Raw genomic sequence first — 16115 nt, forward strand, 5'->3', positions numbered from 1 at the left:
GAGGCCGGGCGGCCATGCCGCCCTCCCCTTCCATGCTGACCTGGCTCAATCGCGAAACCTACGACTTCCCTCCACTGGAGCGCGCACTGCGTGAGCCCAACGGCTTGCTCGCGGCAGGTGGCGATCTGAGCGCGGAGCGCCTCCTCGCCGCCTATCGCCACGGTTGCTTCCCTTGGTTCCAGGAGGGGCAGCCGCCACTCTGGTGGTCACCCGACCCACGCACCGTCCTATCCCCCCACGAAGTCCACGTATCACGCAGCCTGGCAAAAATCCTTCGCCAGGGCAGGTTCGACGTGAGCTTCGACACGGACTTCGCAGCCGTGATCCAGGGTTGCGCAGGCCCTCGCAGCTATGCAGACGGAACCTGGATCACCGACGCCATGCAACAGGCCTATATCGAGCTGCACCAGAGGGGCTTCGCCCACTCGGTGGAAGTCAGGCTGAACGGTGAACTGGTGGGCGGCCTCTATGGCCTGGCCATCGGCAAGCTGTTCTTTGGCGAATCCATGTTCAGCCGGGCAGACAATGCTTCGAAGGTCGGCTTCGCCACGCTGGCCACCCACCTCGTCAAGTGGGGATTCGTATTGATCGACTGCCAGATGCCCACCTCGCACCTCCAGAGCCTGGGCGCCTACGCCATCCCCCGCAGCGAGTACGGCCGCTACCTCCAGCTGTATCTGGACCAGCCGAACACCGCCGACTGGACCGTCGCCTAGGCGAGTCGCCAACCCTGACATACACTTGCGGAAGGCTTTTCCGAGGTTCCGCCATGACCGAGCTGGCCCGCTTGAAGTTCTATGCCACTCAGCCACACCCATGCAGCTATCTGCCCGGGGAACAGGCCACTACGCTGTTCCTCGACCCCAGCCAGCCCATGGACGTGGACGTCTATGCCGAGCTCTCGGAAATGGGTTTCCGCCGCAGCGGAGATCACCTGTACCGCCCCCACTGCCAACGCTGTACCGCCTGCGTTCCTGCCCGAATCCCCGCCGCTCCGTTCAGCCCCGACCGCCAGCAGCGCCGCATCCTCAAGCGGAACGCGGATATCGAAGTACGCGGAGTGAAACCCTCCTTCACCGAGGAGTACTACGCGCTCTACGTGCGCTACATCGAGGAACGCCATGCCGACGGCGACATGTACCCCCCGAGCCGCGACCAGTTCTCGACCTTCCTGGTCCGCGATCTTTCGTTCTGCCGCTTCTTCGAGTTCCGCCTGCAAGGACGCCTGGTCGCAGTAGCCGTTACCGACGTCCTGCCGAACGGTCTTTCCGCCGTCTACACGTTCTACGACCCTTCGGAAGAACGGCGCAGCCTGGGCCGCTTTGCGATTCTCTGGCAGATCGGCGAAACCCTGCGCCTGGGCCTTGAAGCCGTCTACCTCGGGTACTGGATCAAGAACTGCCGCAAGATGAATTACAAGACCCAGTACCGTCCAATCGAGCTCTTCGTGAACCAGCGCTGGGTCACTCTGACCTGAAGCCCTTGGCGAGCGGTGGCATTTTCGGGCACAATGCACGCCGTTTTTGCCAGGCGCCGATTGCACCCGGCCATTCTTTGATACCGAGGGCTCTACTGCATGTCGAAAGAAGACAGCTTCGAAATGGAAGGCACTGTCGTCGACACCCTACCCAACACCATGTTCCGCGTGGAGTTGGAAAACGGGCACGTCGTCACCGCGCACATTTCCGGCAAGATGCGCAAGAACTACATCCGCATCCTGACCGGTGACAAAGTTCGCGTCGAGCTGACTCCCTATGATCTGAGCAAAGGCCGCATCACCTACCGCGCCCGCTGATCGGATCCAGAAAAAAGCCCGGCAATCGCCGGGCTTTTTCGTTTGCCTGACTATCAGGCCATCTCGGCCGTCGTCTCGAACTCGAAAGCCAGCTCATCCCCCTTCACATCGACGTGCACCACGCCGCCGTGATCGGCCAGCTCACCGAAGAGGATCTCCTCCGCCAACGGGCGCTTGATCTTGTCCTGGATCAGGCGAGCCATGGGGCGAGCCCCCATCTGTACATCGTATCCGCGCTCACCGAGCCATTCCCGCGCCTCGTCACTGACAACCAGCTGGACACGCTTGTCCTCCAACTGGGCCTGCAATTCGGTGAGGAACTTGTCGACCACGTTCTTGATGGTCTCCATCGACAGACGACCAAACTGGATGATGGTGTCCAGGCGATTGCGGAACTCGGGCGTGAAGCTCTTCTTGATCACTTCCATCGCATCGGACGAGTGGTCCTGCTGGGTGAAGCCAATAGACGCTCGCGCAGCAGTCTCGGCGCCGGCGTTCGTGGTCATGATCACGATCACGTTGCGGAAGTCAGCCTTGCGCCCGTTGTTGTCGGTGAGGGTGCCGTGGTCCATGACCTGCAGCAGCAGGTTGAAGACCTCGGGATGCGCCTTCTCGATCTCATCCAGCAAGAGCACGCAATGCGGCATCTTGGTGATGGCCTCGGTCAGCAATCCACCCTGGTCGAACCCGACGTATCCAGGAGGCGCGCCAATGAGACGCGAGACGGTGTGCCGCTCCATGTACTCGGACATGTCGAAGCGCACGAGCTCGATCCCCAGCGCTTTCGCCAGCTGGCGTGCAACCTCGGTCTTGCCCACGCCGGTAGGGCCGGCGAACAGGAAGGAACCGACTGGCTTGTCCGGGGACTTCAGACCGGCACGGGAGAGCTTGATGGCCGTCGACAGCGAATCGATGGCAGCATCCTGACCGAAGACGGTGAGCTTGAGGTCACGTTCGAGATTGCGCAGCAGTTCCTTGTCAGAACTGGTGACGTGCTTGGGCGGAATGCGCGCGATCTTCGCGACAATATCTTCCACCTGAGCCACCTCGATCCGAGCCACGCGCTTCTCTTCCGGCTGCAGGCGCTGATAGGCGCCCGCCTCATCGATCACATCGATGGCCTTGTCAGGCATGTGGCGATCGTTGATGTAGCGAGCCGCCAGCTCTGCTGCAGCACGCAGCGCTTCATCGCTGTACTCGATGTGGTGGTGCTGCTCGAAGCGCGGCTTGAGCCCTTTCAGGATGCCGATGGTGTCCTCGACGGAAGGCTCGACCACATCCACTTTCTGGAAGCGCCGAGCCAGCGCCCGATCCTTCTCGAAAATGCCACGGAATTCCTGGAAGGTCGTCGAGCCGATGCAACGGATTTCACCCGAGGACAGGAGCGGCTTGAGAAGGTTGGATGCATCCATCACCCCTCCAGATGCCGCACCCGCACCGATGATGGTGTGAATCTCATCGATGAACAGGATCGCATGGGGGCGCTTGCGCAGCTCGTTCAGCAGGGCCTTGAAGCGCTTCTCGAAGTCGCCACGGTATTTCGTCCCGGCCAGCAACGCACCGAGATCCAGGGAGTAGACAACACTGTCGGCCAGCAACTCCGGCACCTGGTTGTCCACGATGCGCTTGGCCAGCCCCTCGGCGATGGCAGTCTTGCCGACGCCAGCCTCACCGACCAGCAACGGATTGTTCTTGCGACGACGCGCCAGGATCTGCGCTACACGCTCAACCTCATTCTCGCGCCCCACAAGCGGGTCGATGCGTCCTTGCCGAGCAAGCTCGTTCAGGTTGCTGGCATAGGCATCGAGCGGATGGCCTGCCGAAGAAGACTCGCCGCCCTCCTCATCCTGCATTTCCTGCTCGCTTTCGTGCTGCTCGCCATGACCCGGAACCTTGGAGATGCCATGGGCGATGTAGTTGACCACATCGATACGGGCGACACTCTGTTGCTTGAGCAGGAAGACGGCCTGGCTCTCCTGCTCGCTGAAGATGGCGACCAGCACGTTGGCACCGGTGACTTCACGCTTGCCGGAGCTCTGAACGTGGAAGACTGCACGCTGCAGGACGCGCTGGAAGCCGAGCGTCGGCTGGGTTTCACGATCCTCGTCGTGCTGAGGGATCAGCGGCGTGGTGGAGTCGATGAACTCCTGAAGGTCACGCCGGAGCTTATCCAGGTTGGCGCCACAGGCGCGGAGGACGGCGGAAGCAGCATCATTGTCCAACAGGGCCAGCAGCAGGTGCTCGACCGTCATGAACTCATGACGTTTTGCGCGTGCTTCCTTGAAGGCAAGATTGAGGGTGACTTCGAGCTCGCGGTTCAACATAGCTTCACCTCATACCCAAGTGGCCGGATTAACCGTCCTTCTCGATCTCACAGAGCAGCGGATGCTGGCTCTCTCTCGCGTATTGATTCACCTGCATAGCCTTGGTTTCAGCAATATCGCGCGTGTACACACCACATACGGCCCGCCCTTCGGTATGGACGGTCAGCATGACCCGCGTCGCCACTTCGCGGTCCAGGTTGAAGATGGTTTCCAGCACCTCGACCACGAAATCCATCGGCGTGTAGTCATCATTGAACATCACCACCTTGTACATGGATGGTGCCTTCAGGGCAGGCTTGGCTTCCTGAAGCACCAGGCCGGCATCATCACCGCCGATGTGCTCGGGGTGATCCTGATTGAATGTTAGTCGAATCTGGCTGCTTGCATGCATGCTGGAAAAAGCTTCTTGGCCGATGGAAAGGAACGCCCCATGGAGTTTGACCCGCTTCTCAGCCGGTCGCCGCATCGCCTTGACTAAAGGCAAAAGGGTGTTACAAACAAGGGATACCCACCTACGGGTATCAAGGGTTCCGCACCTTCGTCCGCCCGGTCGGGCCTGGCGCGGGGTCGTAGTGGATGATACTCCAGTGATGGAGTCCTTTGCAGAGGGATATCAGCATGGTTAGCGGTAAGGTCAAGTGGTTCAACAACGCCAAGGGGTATGGATTTATCCTCGCTGAAGGCCGAGATGAGGACCTGTTCGCCCATTACTCGGCGATCCAGATGGAGGGCTACAAGACCCTCAAGGCTGGCCAGCCGGTAAGCTTCGACATTATCCAGGGCCCCAAGGGCCTGCATGCCGTGAACATCAGCCCTGTCATGGCGACCAGCGACACCCATGGCACCACTGCAGTTGCCACTGCCAAAGGTAGCACCGTCGAAGCCTGACCCTGAAAGCTGGGGAAACGAAAAGGCCGGTCAAGTTGACCGGCCTTTTTTTGTTGCACTCCTATCGATCACATGTGCGTGATGATGGCGTCGCCGAACTCGGAGCAGGATTGCAGCTTGGCACCGTCCATCAGACGCTCGAAGTCGTAGGTGACGGTCTTCGCCGCAATGGCACCGTTCACGCCCTTGATGATCAGGTCCGCAGCCTCGCCCCAGCCCATGTGGCGGAGCATCATTTCGGCGGAAAGAATCACCGACCCCGGGTTCACCTTGTCCAGGCCTGCGTATTTAGGCGCAGTGCCGTGGGTCGCCTCGAACATCGCCACCGAGTCGGACAGGTTGGCGCCCGGAGCGATACCGATACCCCCTACCTCAGCCGCCAGGGCATCGGACAGGTAGTCGCCGTTGAGGTTGAGGGTCGCGATCACGTCGTACTCGGCCGGGCGCAGCAGGATCTGCTGCAGCATGGCGTCGGCGATGACGTCCTTCACCACGATGTTCTTGCCAGTGCGCGGATTCTTGAACTGCATCCACGGCCCACCATCCAGCAGTTCGGCACCGAACTCCTGGCGCGCAATCTCGTAGCCCCACTCTTTGAAGGCGCCTTCGGTGAATTTCATGATGTTGCCCTTGTGCACAAGGGTCACGGAGCTGCGGTCATTGTCCACCGCGTACTGCAGGGCCTTGCGAACCAGGCGCTTGGTGCCTTCCTCGGAAACGGGCTTGATACCGATACCGCAGTTCTCGGTGAAGCGGATCTTCTTCACGCCCATTTCCTCGGTGAGGAACTTGATGACCTTCTCGGCCTCGGGGCTGCCCGCCTTCCATTCGACACCCGCATAGATGTCTTCGGAGTTCTCGCGGAAGATCACCATGTCCACGTCGCCGGGCTTCTTGACCGGGCTCGGCACGCCTTCGAACCAGCGCACGGGGCGCAGGCAAACGTAAAGATCCAGCTCCTGGCGCAGGGCCACGTTGAGGGAACGGATGCCACCGCCCACCGGCGTGGTCAGCGGGCCCTTGATGGATACGACATAGTCGCGCACGGCCTCCAGGGTTTCCTTGGGCAGCCAGGTGTCCTGATCGTAGACCTGGGTGGCCTTCTCGCCGGCATAGACCTCCATCCAAGCGATCTTGCGCTCACCGCCATAGGCCTTGGACACGGCAGCGTCCACGACCTTGATCATTACAGGGCTGATGTCGACACCAATACCATCGCCCTCGATGAAGGGAATGATGGGGGTATTCGGTACGTTCAGGGACATATCCGCGTTAACGGTGATTTTGTCACCGACTGCCGGAACCTGGATCTTTTGGTATCCCATGCTGAGCTCCATATTGTGGTTTGAGAATGCTCTTGCGGCCCGTGAGCCTACTCCAAACGGGCGGTCATCGACCATATCTTCCTTAGTCGAAACATCGTGCCAGAGCCAGCCAACCGAAAGGAATGGTACACTGCGCGCCGTGACCTCATGGTCACCTGGGTCGAGCAGTCTGGGACCAGGCTCAACTGACCCTGAAGCGGCCAGACCACCATCATGATCGGGCCGAGCAACGCTCTACTGGCGCTCCATTACCCCTCCGCGGCAATTCTCGGCACTGCTCAACATCGGATCCGTTTGAGCGACTGCATCTACCGGTGCGCTACGAGAGTCTGTGCGCGTCCAGCATAGAAGAGAGTCAAACGTTAATGCCCAACCGTCCGAAGATTACCTACACCTTCACCGACGAAGCCCCAGCGCTCGCCACCTACTCCCTCCTCCCCATCGTCAAGGGATTCGCCGCCTCCGCCGGCATCGACGTGGAGACCCGCGACATCTCCCTCGCCGGACGCATCCTCGCCACATTCGCCGACACCCTCCCTGCCGACAAGCGCATCGAGGATGACCTGGCCTACCTGGCGACCCTTGCGACCGCTGCCGACGCCAACATCATCAAGCTGCCGAACATCTCCGCATCGGTACCGCAGCTGAAGGGCGCCATCGCAGAACTCCAGGCACTGGGCTACAACGTCCCCAACTTCCCTGAAGATCCGCAGAGCGAAGAAGAGAAGGAAATCCGCGCGCGCTACACCAAGGTGCTGGGCAGCGCCGTGAACCCGGTCCTGCGCGAAGGCAACTCCGACCGCCGCGCCCCGGCAGCCGTCAAGGCGTACGCCCGCAAGCACCCGCACTCCATGGGCAAGTGGAGCATGGCCTCCCGCTCCCACGCCGACTACATGCGTGGCGGCGACTTCTTCTCCAGCGAGCAGTCCATCACCATGGCCAAGGCCGGTGACGTTCGCATCGAATTCGTCGGCAAGGACGGCCAGGTCGAGCTGAAGAAAAAGCTGGCCCTTCAGGATGGCGAAGTGCTCGACAGCATGTTCATGAGCTGCAAGAAGCTGCGCGCCTTCTTCGAACAGACCCTGCAGGACTGCAAGGAAACCGGCGTCATGTGGTCCCTGCACGTCAAGGCCACCATGATGAAGGTCTCCCACCCCATCGTGTTCGGCCACGCCGTCAGCGTTTACTACAAGGACGTCTTCGACAAGTACGGCGACCTGTTCAAGGAACTGGGCGTCAACCCGAACAACGGCATCAGCAGCGTCTACGACAAGATCAAGGCCCTGCCCGCCTCCCAACAGGAAGAGATCCTGCACGACATCCACGAGGTCTACAGCCACCGCCCCGAAATGGCGATGGTCGACTCCGTCAAGGGCATCACCAACCTGCACATCCCCAGTGACGTGATCGTCGACGCCTCCATGCCGGCCATGATCCGCAACTCCGGCCAGATGTGGGGCAAGGACGGCAAGCAGAAAGACACCAAGGCCGTGATGCCGGAAAGCACCTACGCCCGCATCTACCAGGAAATGATCAACTTCTGCAAAACCAACGGCGCGTTCGACCCCACCACCATGGGCAGCGTACCGAACGTCGGCCTGATGGCGCAGAAGGCCGAGGAATACGGCTCCCACGACAAGACCTTCGAGATGACCGCAGACGGCACCATGCGCGTCGTTGCCGCCGACGGCAATGTCCTGATGCAGCACGAAGTGGAAGCCGGCGACATCTGGCGCGCCTGCCAGACCAAGGACGCCCCGATCCGCGACTGGGTCAAGCTGGCCGTCACCCGTGCCCGCCAGTCCAACACCCCGGCCATCTTCTGGCTGGACCCGGAGCGCGCCCACGACCGCGAACTGCAGAAGAAGGTCGAGCTGTACCTCAAGGACCACGACCTGACCGGCCTGGACATCCGCATGATGGGCTACAACGAAGCCATCCGCGTCTCCATGGAACGCATGATCCGCGGCCTGGACACCATCTCGGTGACCGGCAACGTCCTGCGTGACTACCTGACCGACCTGTTCCCCATCATGGAACTGGGCACCTCGGCCAAGATGCTCTCCATCGTCCCGCTGATGGCGGGCGGCGGCATGTACGAAACCGGCGCCGGCGGTTCCGCGCCCAAGCACGTGCAGCAACTGGTGGAAGAGAACTACCTGCGCTGGGATTCCCTCGGCGAGTTCCTGGCCCTGGCCGTCTCCCTCGAAGAGACAGGCATCAAGACCGGCAACGCCAAGGCCAAGCTGCTGGGCAAGACCCTCGACGAAGCCACCGGCAAACTGCTGGACAACAACAAATCCCCGTCCCGCAAGGTCGGTGAGATCGACAACCGCGGCAGCCACTTCTACCTGGCGCTCTACTGGGCCCAGGCCCTGGCCGCCCAGGACGAAGACGCCGAACTCAAGGCCCACTTCGCCCCGGTCGCCAAGGCCCTGACCGAGCAGGAAGCCGCCATCGTCGCCGAACTCAACGGCGTACAGGGCAAGCCTGCCGAAATCGGCGGCTACTACCGCTCCAACCCCGAGCTGACCAGCCAGGTGATGCGCCCCAGCGCCACCTTCAACGCGGTCATCGACGGACTGGTCGCCTAAACGACCTGCAGTACCAGAAACCCCGGGCATGTCCCGGGGTTTCTTTTTCCAGCGCAGCCCTGCGAACATGTCGCCCCCTCAGAAGGAGCCACACCATGACCTGGCAACCCCACATCACCGTCGCCACCGTGGTCGAAGACCAGGGCCGCTTTCTCCTGGTCGAGGAAGAAGCCGACGGCCGGGCTGTCCTGAACCAGCCCGCCGGCCACCTCGAAGCCGACGAGACACTGCCCCAGGCCGCCCTGCGGGAAACCCTCGAAGAGACCGGCTGGGAGGTTGAACTCACCGCCGTCACCGGCATCTACCTGTACACCGCCCCCAGCAATGGCGTGACCTACCAGCGCGTCTGCTTCGCCGCCCGCCCCCTGCGCCATCGCCCCGACCTGGCACTGGACGACGGTATCATCGGCCCGCGTTGGCTCACCCGCGACGAGCTGGCAGCCCAGCAGGACCGCTGGCGCAGCCGCCTCGTCCTGCGCTGTGTCGACGACTACCTGGCGGGTGAACGCTTTCCGCTGGCCCTGATCCGCGACCCGGCCTGATCGCCCCCATTCGCCGCAACTGGTAGAATCCCGTTCTTTTTTGCAGCAGCAACAGATTCCTATGTCCGATAAAGCCAACACCCGCGTCATCGTCGGCATGTCCGGCGGCGTAGACTCCTCGGTTTCCGCTCTCCTACTGATGGAACAGGGCTACCAGGTGGAAGGCCTGTTCATGAAGAACTGGGACGAGGACGACGGCACCGAGTACTGCACCGCCAAGGAAGACCTGGCCGACGCCCAGGCCGTGTGCGACCGCATCGGCATCAAGCTGCACACCGCCAACTTCGCCGCCGAGTACTGGGACAACGTGTTCGAGCACTTCCTCGCCGAATACAAGGCCGGCCGCACGCCGAACCCGGACATCCTCTGCAACCGCGAGATCAAGTTCAAAGCCTTCCTCGACTACGCCCTGATGCTCGGCGCCGACCTCATCGCCACCGGCCACTACGTGCGCCGCCGCGATATCGACGGTCGCACCGAACTGCTCAAGGGCCTGGACCCGAACAAGGACCAGAGCTACTTCCTCCACGCCGTCGGCGGCAAGGAGATCGCCCGCACCCTGTTCCCCGTCGGCGAACTGGAAAAGCCGGAAGTCCGCGCCATCGCCGAGAAACACGGCCTGGCCACCGCGAAGAAGAAGGACTCCACCGGCATCTGCTTCATCGGCGAACGCCGCTTCAGCGACTTCCTCAAGCAGTACCTCCCCGCCCAGCCAGGTGACATCGAGACCACCGACGGCGACGTCATCGGCCGCCACCACGGTCTCATGTACCACACCATCGGCCAGCGCCAGGGCCTGGGCATCGGCGGCATGAAGGACGCCAGCGACGAGCCCTGGTACGTCCTCGCCAAGGACGTCGCCCGCAACGTCCTCGTGGTCGGCCAGGGTAATGAGCACCCGTGGCTGTTCTCCCGGGCCCTGCTCGCCTCCGAGATCTTCTGGGTCAACCCCATCGAACTGGACGCCCCGCGCCCGCTCACCGCCAAGGTGCGCTACCGCCAGGCCGACCAGGCCTGCACCCTGGAGAAGACCGCCGACGGCTACCGCGCCGTCTTCGCCCAGCCCCAGCGCGCCGTCACCCCCGGCCAGTCCGTGGTCTTCTACGACGGCGAGGTGTGCCTCGGCGGCGGCGTGATCGAGAGCGCCGAGCCCTGGTACAGCGAGGAACGTACCTGATGGCCCCGTTGAACGAACAGCTCATTGCCCTCGGCGGCGTCTTCGAAGCCGCCGCCCTGGTCGACCGCATCGCCAAGACCGGGCAGATCAGCGAAGCCCCCCTCGCCTGCATGATCGGCAGCCTGCTGGTGCGCGACCCGAAGAGCACCCTGGACGTGTACGGCGGCGACGACATCAACCTGCGCGACGGCTACAAGGCCCTGGTCAGCGCACTCGAACGCGAGCCCGCCAGCCTCCAGCGCGAGCCCCTGCGCTACGCCCTGTCGCTGCTCACCCTCGAACGCCAGCTGGCCAAGCGCGACGATATGCTCGACCAGATCGGCAGCCGCCTTGACCAGATCCAGCAGCAGGTCCAACACTTCGGCCCGGCCCACGACAATGTCGTCGCCTCCTGTGCCTCGCTCTACCAGGACACCCTCAGCACCTTCCGCCAGCGCATCCAGGTGCATGGCGACATGCGCTACCTGCAGCAATCCACCAACGCCGCCAGGATCCGCGCCCTGCTGCTCGCCGGCATCCGCTCAGCCCGCCTCTGGCGCCAGCTCGGCGGCCACCGCTGGCAGCTGCTGTTCAGCCGTCGCAAGCTGCTCGCCGAGCTCTATCCCCTGCTGCGAGGGTGAGCCCAGCGACCGGTCGCCGGAAGGTGACCGGTCGGGCACGGCGACCGGGTCGGTTTTCATGTATGATGTGCGCCCTTTTCGTTGACCGACCTGCCCGAGACCCCCTCCATGCAGCTCTCTTCGCTCACTGCGGTTTCCCCCGTCGATGGCCGCTACGCCGGCAAAACCAGCGCCCTGCGTCCGATCTTCAGTGAATACGGCCTGATCCGTTTCCGCGTCCAGGTCGAAGTGCGCTGGCTGCAGCGCCTCGCCGCCCACGCCGGCGTCCCGGAAGTGGCGCCCTTCTCCGCCGAAGCCAACGCCCTGCTGGACAAGCTCGCCGAAGACTTCCAGCTCGAGCATGCCGAGCGCATCAAGGAAATCGAACGCACCACCAACCACGACGTGAAGGCCGTGGAGTACCTGCTCAAGGAGCAGGCTGCCACGCTGCCGGAACTGGCCAAGGTCAGCGAGTTCATCCACTTCGCCTGCACCAGCGAGGACATCAACAACCTGTCCCACGCCCTGATGCTGCGCGAAGGCCGCGACCAGGTGATCCTGCCGCTCATGCGCCAGCTGGCCGATGCCATCCGCGATCTCGCCGTGCGCTTCGCCGACGTCCCCATGCTCTCCCGTACCCACGGCCAGCCCGCCTCGCCCACCACCCTCGGCAAGGAAATGGCCAACGTCGTCTACCGCCTGGAGCGCCAGATCGCCCAGGTGGCCGCCGTCCCGCTGCTCGGCAAGATCAACGGCGCCGTCGGCAACTACAACGCCCACCTGTCCGCCTACCCGGACATCGACTGGGAAGCCAACGCCCGCGAATTCATCGAAGGCGACCTGGGCCTGACCTGGAACCCCTACACCACCCAGATCGAGCCCCACGACTACATCGCCGAACTGTTCGATGCCGTCGCCCGCTTCAACACCATCCTCATCGACTTCGACCGCGACGTCTGGGGCTACATCTCCCTCGGCTACTTCAAGCAGAAGACCGTTGCCGGCGAGATCGGCTCCTCCACCATGCCGCACAAGGTCAACCCGATCGACTTCGAGAACTCCGAAGGCAACCTCGGCATCGCCAACGCCCTGTTCCAGCACCTGGCCAGCAAGCTGCCGATCTCCCGCTGGCAGCGCGACCTGACCGACTCCACCGTGCTGCGCAACCTCGGCGTCGGCTTCGCCCACAGCGTCATCGCCTATGAAGCCAGCCTCAAGGGCATCGGCAAGCTGGAGCTGAACGCCCAGCGCATCGCCGAAGACCTGGACGCCTGCTGGGAAGTCCTCGCCGAGCCGGTGCAGACCGTCATGCGTCGTTATGGTGTCGAGAACCCCTACGAGAAGCTGAAGGAACTGACCCGCGGCAAGGGCATCAGCCCCGAAGCCCTGCAGACTTTCATCGACGGCCTGGCCATCCCTGCCGAAGCCAAGGCCGAACTGCGCAAACTGACCCCGGCTGCCTACATCGGCAACGCCGTGGCCCAGGCCAAGCGCATCTGACGGGCAACCGCCTCCATACGCCCGGCCGTGCCGGGCGTTTTTATTTCACAGGTTCACTGCCATGACTTCCGATCTTCCCCTGCAAATCCTCGGCGGCATCTCTGCCCGCGAATTCCTCCGTGACTACTGGCAGAAGAAGCCGCTGCTGATCCGCCAGGCCATCCCAGGCTTCGAAAGCCCCATCTCCCCCGATGAGCTGGCCGGCCTGTCCCTGGAAGAGGAAGTCGAGTCGCGCATCATCCTCGAACACGGCGAGCGCCCCTGGGAGCTGCGTCGCGGCCCCTTCGCCGAGGACACCTACCAGAACCTGCCCGAGCGCGACTGGACCCTGCTGGTGCAGTCCGTCGACCAGTTCGTCCCGGAAGTCGGCGAACTGCTGGAGCACTTCCGCTTCCTGCCCAACTGGCGCATCGACGACGTCATGATCAGCTACGCCGCCCCGGGAGGCGGTGTCGGCCCGCACTACGACAACTACGACGTCTTCCTGCTCCAGGGCCACGGCCACCGCCGCTGGCGCATCGGCCAGATGTGCAACGCCGACAGCGCGCTGCTGCCCCACGGCGACCTGCGCATCCTCGCCGAATTCATGGGCACCGATGAGTGGGTCCTGGAACCCGGCGACATGCTCTACCTGCCGCCGCGCCTCGCCCACTTCGGCACCGCCGAAGACGACTGCATGACCTACTCGGTCGGCTTCCGCGCCCCCAGCGCCGCCGAAGTGCTCACCCACTTCACCGACTTCCTCGCCCAGTTCATCCCGGACGAGGAGCGCTACAGCGACGCCGACATCCAGCCGGTCGAAGACCCGCACCAGATCCAGCAGGACGCCCTTGACCGCCTCAAGGCCCTGATCGCCGAGCACATGAGCGACGAGCGCCTGCTGCTGACCTGGTTCGGCCAGTTCATGACCGAGCCGCGCTACCCCGAACTGGTCACCGGCATCGAAGTCGATGAAGAAGCCTTCGTCGGCGCCATCGAAGACGGCGCCGTGATCATCCGCAACCCCAGCGCGCGCATGGCCTGGTCGGAAGTGGACATCGGCCTGGTGCTGTTCGCCAGCGGCCAGAGCCGCCTGCTGCCCTCCTCCCTGCGCGAACTGCTGCGCCTGGTGTGCTCCAGCGATGCACTGCACATCGAGAACCTCGGCCGATGGCTGGCCGACGAAGACGGGCGTAAGCTTCTGTGGGAACTGATCAAGCAAGGAAGTCTGGAGTTTGCCGATGAGTGAGATTCACGTCCGAATCGCCGACTGGCAGAAGGACAACGCTGACTTGCGACGCATCCGCGAGGCGGTCTTCATCGCCGAGCAATCCGTGTCGCCTGAACAGGAGTGGGATGCCGAGGATGCCGACGCCGTGCACTTCCTCGCCCTCGAGCACGAGTACGCCATCGGCACCGCGCGCCTGTTGCGCGACGGCCACATCGGTCGCGTTTCGGTCCTCAAGGATTGGCGCGGCCTGCATGTCGGTGATCGCCTGCTCGAAGCGGTGATCGCCGAAGCCGAGCGCCGCGGCCTCAAGCAGCAGATGCTCTCGGCCCAGGTCCACGCCACGCCGTTCTACGAGCGCCATGGCTTCCGTGTGGTCAGCGAGGAATTCATCGAAGCCGGCATCCCCCACGTGGATATGGTGCGCGACAGCCAATAGAGGTCCCCATGGAATCGAACGTCCCGGAAAACGAAGAGATCGAGGCCGAGCTGCCTGCCATCGAATTCCATTCACCGGGGCGTTTCGATGTCCACAACCCGGTTCCGGACCTGCGCGAACCCGCCCCCTGGGAACCCGCTCCCTTCGTGCTCGGCCAGCACGACGCCCTGCAGCGCTTCGCCAAACCCGAGGAAGCCCGCTCCCACGCCCTGGCGCTCCTGCAACAGGCCCAGCGCAGCCTCAACCTCTACACGCCCGACCTGGAAGCCTGGCTCTATCACCACAGCAGCATCCAGACAGCCTGCACCCGCTTCCTCCTGGCCAACCCGCGCAACCGCCTGCGCATCCTGATCCGCGACGTGACCCGCCCGGTGAAGGAAGGCCACCGCCTGCTCAACCTCGTGCGCCGCCTGTCCAGCAACAGCCAGATCCGCCGGCTCAACCCGGACCACGCCAGCGAAGAGTGCGCCTACCTGCAGGTGGACGACCGTGGCCTGCTGATGCGCCCGGAGCTGGACAGCTTCGCCGGCTACGCCCTGTACAACGACCCCGGCCGCTGCCGCCTGCGCCAGGTCCAGTTCGACCAGGCCTGGGACCAGAGCGTCAGCGACCCCGACCTGCGGAGTTTCCTGCTATGACGCCACGCGCCCTGCTCGCCGCCCTGTGCCTGGCCCTGAGCCTGCCCCTGCAGGCCGCCACCGAAGTCATCCCGCTCAACTACCGCACCGCCGAGGACGTGATGCCGGTGGTGCAGTCGGTGATCGGCAACGAAGGTCGGGTCAGCGCCTACGGCAACCAGCTGATCGTCAATGCCTCCCCGCAGAAGATCCAGGAACTGCGCGGCGTGCTCGACAAGCTCGACACCGCCCCACGCCGCCTGCTGATCTCGGTGGACACCAGCGACAGCAACTACCAGGACGACCAGGGCTACAGCGTCAACGGCTCGGCCAGCGTCGGCGGCGTCGACGTCCAGGCCGGCCGTGGCGAAGTCAACGGCCGCGACCAGGTGCGCATCATCCGCCGCAGCACCGACAGCCGGGGCGGCGGCGTCCAGCAGGTCCAGGCCACCGAGGGCTACCCCGCCCTCATCCAGGTCGGCCAGAGCGTGCCCATCACCAGTGCCAGCACCGGGCCCTATGGGCAGGTCTACACCAACACCGAATACCGCAACGTCACCCGCGGCTTCTACGTCACCGCCAGCGTCACCGGGCAGACCGTGCACGTCAGCCTCAGCAGCAACCGCGACCGCCTCAGCCAGTCCCAGCCGGGCGCCATCGACATCCAGAGCACCGACACCCGCGTCAGCGGCCGGCTCGGCGAATGGATCACCGTCGGCGGCGTCAACGAATCCAGCCAGAGCGACAGCAGTGGTTTCCTGCACCGCCAGACCACCCAGGGCAGCGAAAACATGACCCTGCGCCTGAAGGTCGACAGCCTCGACTGAGCCCCCTCCAACTGACCATCCAGTCGCACACACGACTTTTGTAGTAGTCACAAAAAAACACTACAAAAACGTTTGACGAACACTTGTTTGAGGCGCATGATGGCCCCGCTCCCGCTAACCAGGGGCCCTGAAACGGGCCTCCGGGCCGTGCTCCAGACCGACGAGCCGACCCGTGTTGTGTAGCCCAAAAGGCAGTGCGACGAGGTTGCGACTGGAACGAGGTTGTCCTGAGGGACGGGGAAGCACCGCGAAACTGGCAGACGAAACTTCACCCCTATTCG

At 63.5% G+C, this 16115-nt stretch carries 15 protein-coding genes and 1 pseudogene; 13 read left to right on the plus strand and 3 right to left on the minus strand.

Annotation, left to right across the window (positions count from 1 at the left end; all coding sequences use genetic code 11):
• Positions 1-32: 32 nt before the first annotated feature.
• The 3 genes from aat to infA all read left to right on the plus strand — a co-directional run bounded on the left by aat (position 33) and on the right by infA (position 1795).
• Positions 33-716, plus strand: coding sequence for a leucyl/phenylalanyl-tRNA--protein transferase (gene aat / locus RTK35_RS02855; RefSeq protein ID WP_316907331.1), 684 nt, complete (start codon positions 33-35; stop codon positions 714-716).
• A 53-nt stretch (positions 717-769) separates the two neighbouring features.
• Positions 770-1477, plus strand: a complete 708-nt coding sequence (locus tag RTK35_RS02860; RefSeq protein ID WP_044406323.1) for an arginyltransferase — start codon at positions 770-772, stop codon at positions 1475-1477.
• Positions 1478-1576: 99 nt separating this feature from the next.
• On the plus strand, positions 1577-1795 hold the full coding sequence (infA, locus tag RTK35_RS02865) for a translation initiation factor IF-1 (protein ID WP_002553999.1): 219 nt from the start codon (positions 1577-1579) through the stop codon (positions 1793-1795).
• Between the two features lie 53 nt (positions 1796-1848).
• On the opposite strand, the gene clpA is transcribed toward infA, so the two are convergent.
• A complete protein-coding gene (gene clpA / locus RTK35_RS02870; RefSeq protein WP_074972572.1) occupies positions 1849-4119 on the minus strand; it encodes an ATP-dependent Clp protease ATP-binding subunit ClpA in 2271 nt (756 codons plus the stop codon).
• A 28-nt stretch (positions 4120-4147) separates the two neighbouring features.
• Positions 4148-4510 carry an ATP-dependent Clp protease adapter ClpS gene (gene clpS / locus RTK35_RS02875; RefSeq protein ID WP_044406310.1) on the minus strand — a complete coding sequence of 121 codons (363 nt, stop codon included), beginning with the start codon at positions 4508-4510 and terminating at the stop codon, positions 4148-4150.
• A 227-nt stretch (positions 4511-4737) separates the two neighbouring features.
• Between clpS and cspD the strand changes: the two are divergent.
• Positions 4738-4996 (plus strand): annotated as a pseudogene (gene cspD / locus RTK35_RS02880) (cold shock domain-containing protein CspD); the annotation flags it as partial.
• 79 nt (positions 4997-5075) lie between these two features.
• Here cspD and icd read toward each other — a convergent pair.
• Positions 5076-6332: an NADP-dependent isocitrate dehydrogenase gene (icd, locus tag RTK35_RS02885; protein WP_044406307.1), complete on the minus strand. Its 1257-nt coding sequence runs from the start codon at positions 6330-6332 to the stop codon at positions 5076-5078.
• A 365-nt stretch (positions 6333-6697) separates the two neighbouring features.
• On the opposite strand from icd, the gene RTK35_RS02890 reads away from it, so the two are divergent.
• From RTK35_RS02890 to RTK35_RS02930, 9 genes are all read left to right on the plus strand, one after another.
• Positions 6698-8926 (plus strand): NADP-dependent isocitrate dehydrogenase, encoded by a 2229-nt coding sequence (locus RTK35_RS02890; protein ID WP_316907333.1) that lies wholly within the window; start codon positions 6698-6700, stop codon positions 8924-8926.
• 95 nt (positions 8927-9021) lie between these two features.
• The gene (locus tag RTK35_RS02895; protein WP_044406298.1) at positions 9022-9468 is read left to right on the plus strand and encodes an NUDIX hydrolase; all 447 of its coding nucleotides are present in this window, start codon (positions 9022-9024) and stop codon (positions 9466-9468) included.
• A gap of 61 nt (positions 9469-9529) precedes the next feature.
• Positions 9530-10645: a tRNA 2-thiouridine(34) synthase MnmA gene (gene mnmA / locus RTK35_RS02900; RefSeq protein ID WP_316907334.1), complete on the plus strand. Its 1116-nt coding sequence runs from the start codon at positions 9530-9532 to the stop codon at positions 10643-10645.
• Entirely contained in the window at positions 10645-11265 is a 621-nt protein-coding gene (gene hflD / locus RTK35_RS02905) for a high frequency lysogenization protein HflD (RefSeq protein WP_044406292.1), read from the plus strand. The genes mnmA and hflD overlap by 1 nt, the downstream gene beginning before the upstream one ends.
• Positions 11266-11373: 108 nt before the next feature.
• The gene (gene purB, locus RTK35_RS02910; protein ID WP_044406289.1) at positions 11374-12744 is read left to right on the plus strand and encodes an adenylosuccinate lyase; all 1371 of its coding nucleotides are present in this window, start codon (positions 11374-11376) and stop codon (positions 12742-12744) included.
• 61 nt (positions 12745-12805) lie between these two features.
• Positions 12806-13972, plus strand: coding sequence for a cupin domain-containing protein (locus RTK35_RS02915; protein WP_316907335.1), 1167 nt, complete (start codon positions 12806-12808; stop codon positions 13970-13972).
• The gene (locus tag RTK35_RS02920; protein ID WP_279802840.1) at positions 13965-14390 is read left to right on the plus strand and encodes a GNAT family N-acetyltransferase; all 426 of its coding nucleotides are present in this window, start codon (positions 13965-13967) and stop codon (positions 14388-14390) included. The genes RTK35_RS02915 and RTK35_RS02920 overlap by 8 nt, the downstream gene beginning before the upstream one ends.
• 8 nt (positions 14391-14398) lie before the next feature.
• The gene (locus tag RTK35_RS02925) at positions 14399-15028 is read left to right on the plus strand and encodes a histone acetyltransferase HPA2 (RefSeq protein ID WP_172433312.1); all 630 of its coding nucleotides are present in this window, start codon (positions 14399-14401) and stop codon (positions 15026-15028) included.
• On the plus strand, positions 15025-15834 hold the full coding sequence (locus RTK35_RS02930; protein ID WP_142010300.1) for a secretin N-terminal domain-containing protein: 810 nt from the start codon (positions 15025-15027) through the stop codon (positions 15832-15834). The genes RTK35_RS02925 and RTK35_RS02930 overlap by 4 nt, the downstream gene beginning before the upstream one ends.
• The last annotated feature ends 281 nt before the right edge of the window (positions 15835-16115 follow it).

The organism is Pseudomonas sp. zfem003 (assembly GCF_032621675.1).
GTDB classification, from domain to species: domain Bacteria; phylum Pseudomonadota; class Gammaproteobacteria; order Pseudomonadales; family Pseudomonadaceae; genus Metapseudomonas; species Metapseudomonas otitidis.

Bases quoted from the DNA above. Each gene is read 5' to 3' on its own strand.
- aat (WP_316907331.1), top strand. From the start codon at position 33: ATGCTGACCTGGCTCAATCGCGAAACCTACGACTTCCCTCCACTGGAG.
- RTK35_RS02860 (WP_044406323.1), top strand. From the start codon at position 770: ATGACCGAGCTGGCCCGCTTGAAGTTCTATGCCACTCAGCCACACCCA.
- infA (WP_002553999.1), top strand. From the start codon at position 1,577: ATGTCGAAAGAAGACAGCTTCGAAATGGAAGGCACTGTCGTCGACACC.
- clpA (WP_074972572.1), bottom strand. From the start codon at position 4,119: ATGTTGAACCGCGAGCTCGAAGTCACCCTCAATCTTGCCTTCAAGGAA.
- clpS (WP_044406310.1), bottom strand. From the start codon at position 4,510: ATGCATGCAAGCAGCCAGATTCGACTAACATTCAATCAGGATCACCCC.
- icd (WP_044406307.1), bottom strand. From the start codon at position 6,332: ATGGGATACCAAAAGATCCAGGTTCCGGCAGTCGGTGACAAAATCACC.
- RTK35_RS02890 (WP_316907333.1), top strand. From the start codon at position 6,698: ATGCCCAACCGTCCGAAGATTACCTACACCTTCACCGACGAAGCCCCA.
- RTK35_RS02895 (WP_044406298.1), top strand. From the start codon at position 9,022: ATGACCTGGCAACCCCACATCACCGTCGCCACCGTGGTCGAAGACCAG.
- mnmA (WP_316907334.1), top strand. From the start codon at position 9,530: ATGTCCGATAAAGCCAACACCCGCGTCATCGTCGGCATGTCCGGCGGC.
- hflD (WP_044406292.1), top strand. From the start codon at position 10,645: ATGGCCCCGTTGAACGAACAGCTCATTGCCCTCGGCGGCGTCTTCGAA.
- purB (WP_044406289.1), top strand. From the start codon at position 11,374: ATGCAGCTCTCTTCGCTCACTGCGGTTTCCCCCGTCGATGGCCGCTAC.
- RTK35_RS02915 (WP_316907335.1), top strand. From the start codon at position 12,806: ATGACTTCCGATCTTCCCCTGCAAATCCTCGGCGGCATCTCTGCCCGC.
- RTK35_RS02920 (WP_279802840.1), top strand. From the start codon at position 13,965: ATGAGTGAGATTCACGTCCGAATCGCCGACTGGCAGAAGGACAACGCT.
- RTK35_RS02925 (WP_172433312.1), top strand. From the start codon at position 14,399: ATGGAATCGAACGTCCCGGAAAACGAAGAGATCGAGGCCGAGCTGCCT.
- RTK35_RS02930 (WP_142010300.1), top strand. From the start codon at position 15,025: ATGACGCCACGCGCCCTGCTCGCCGCCCTGTGCCTGGCCCTGAGCCTG.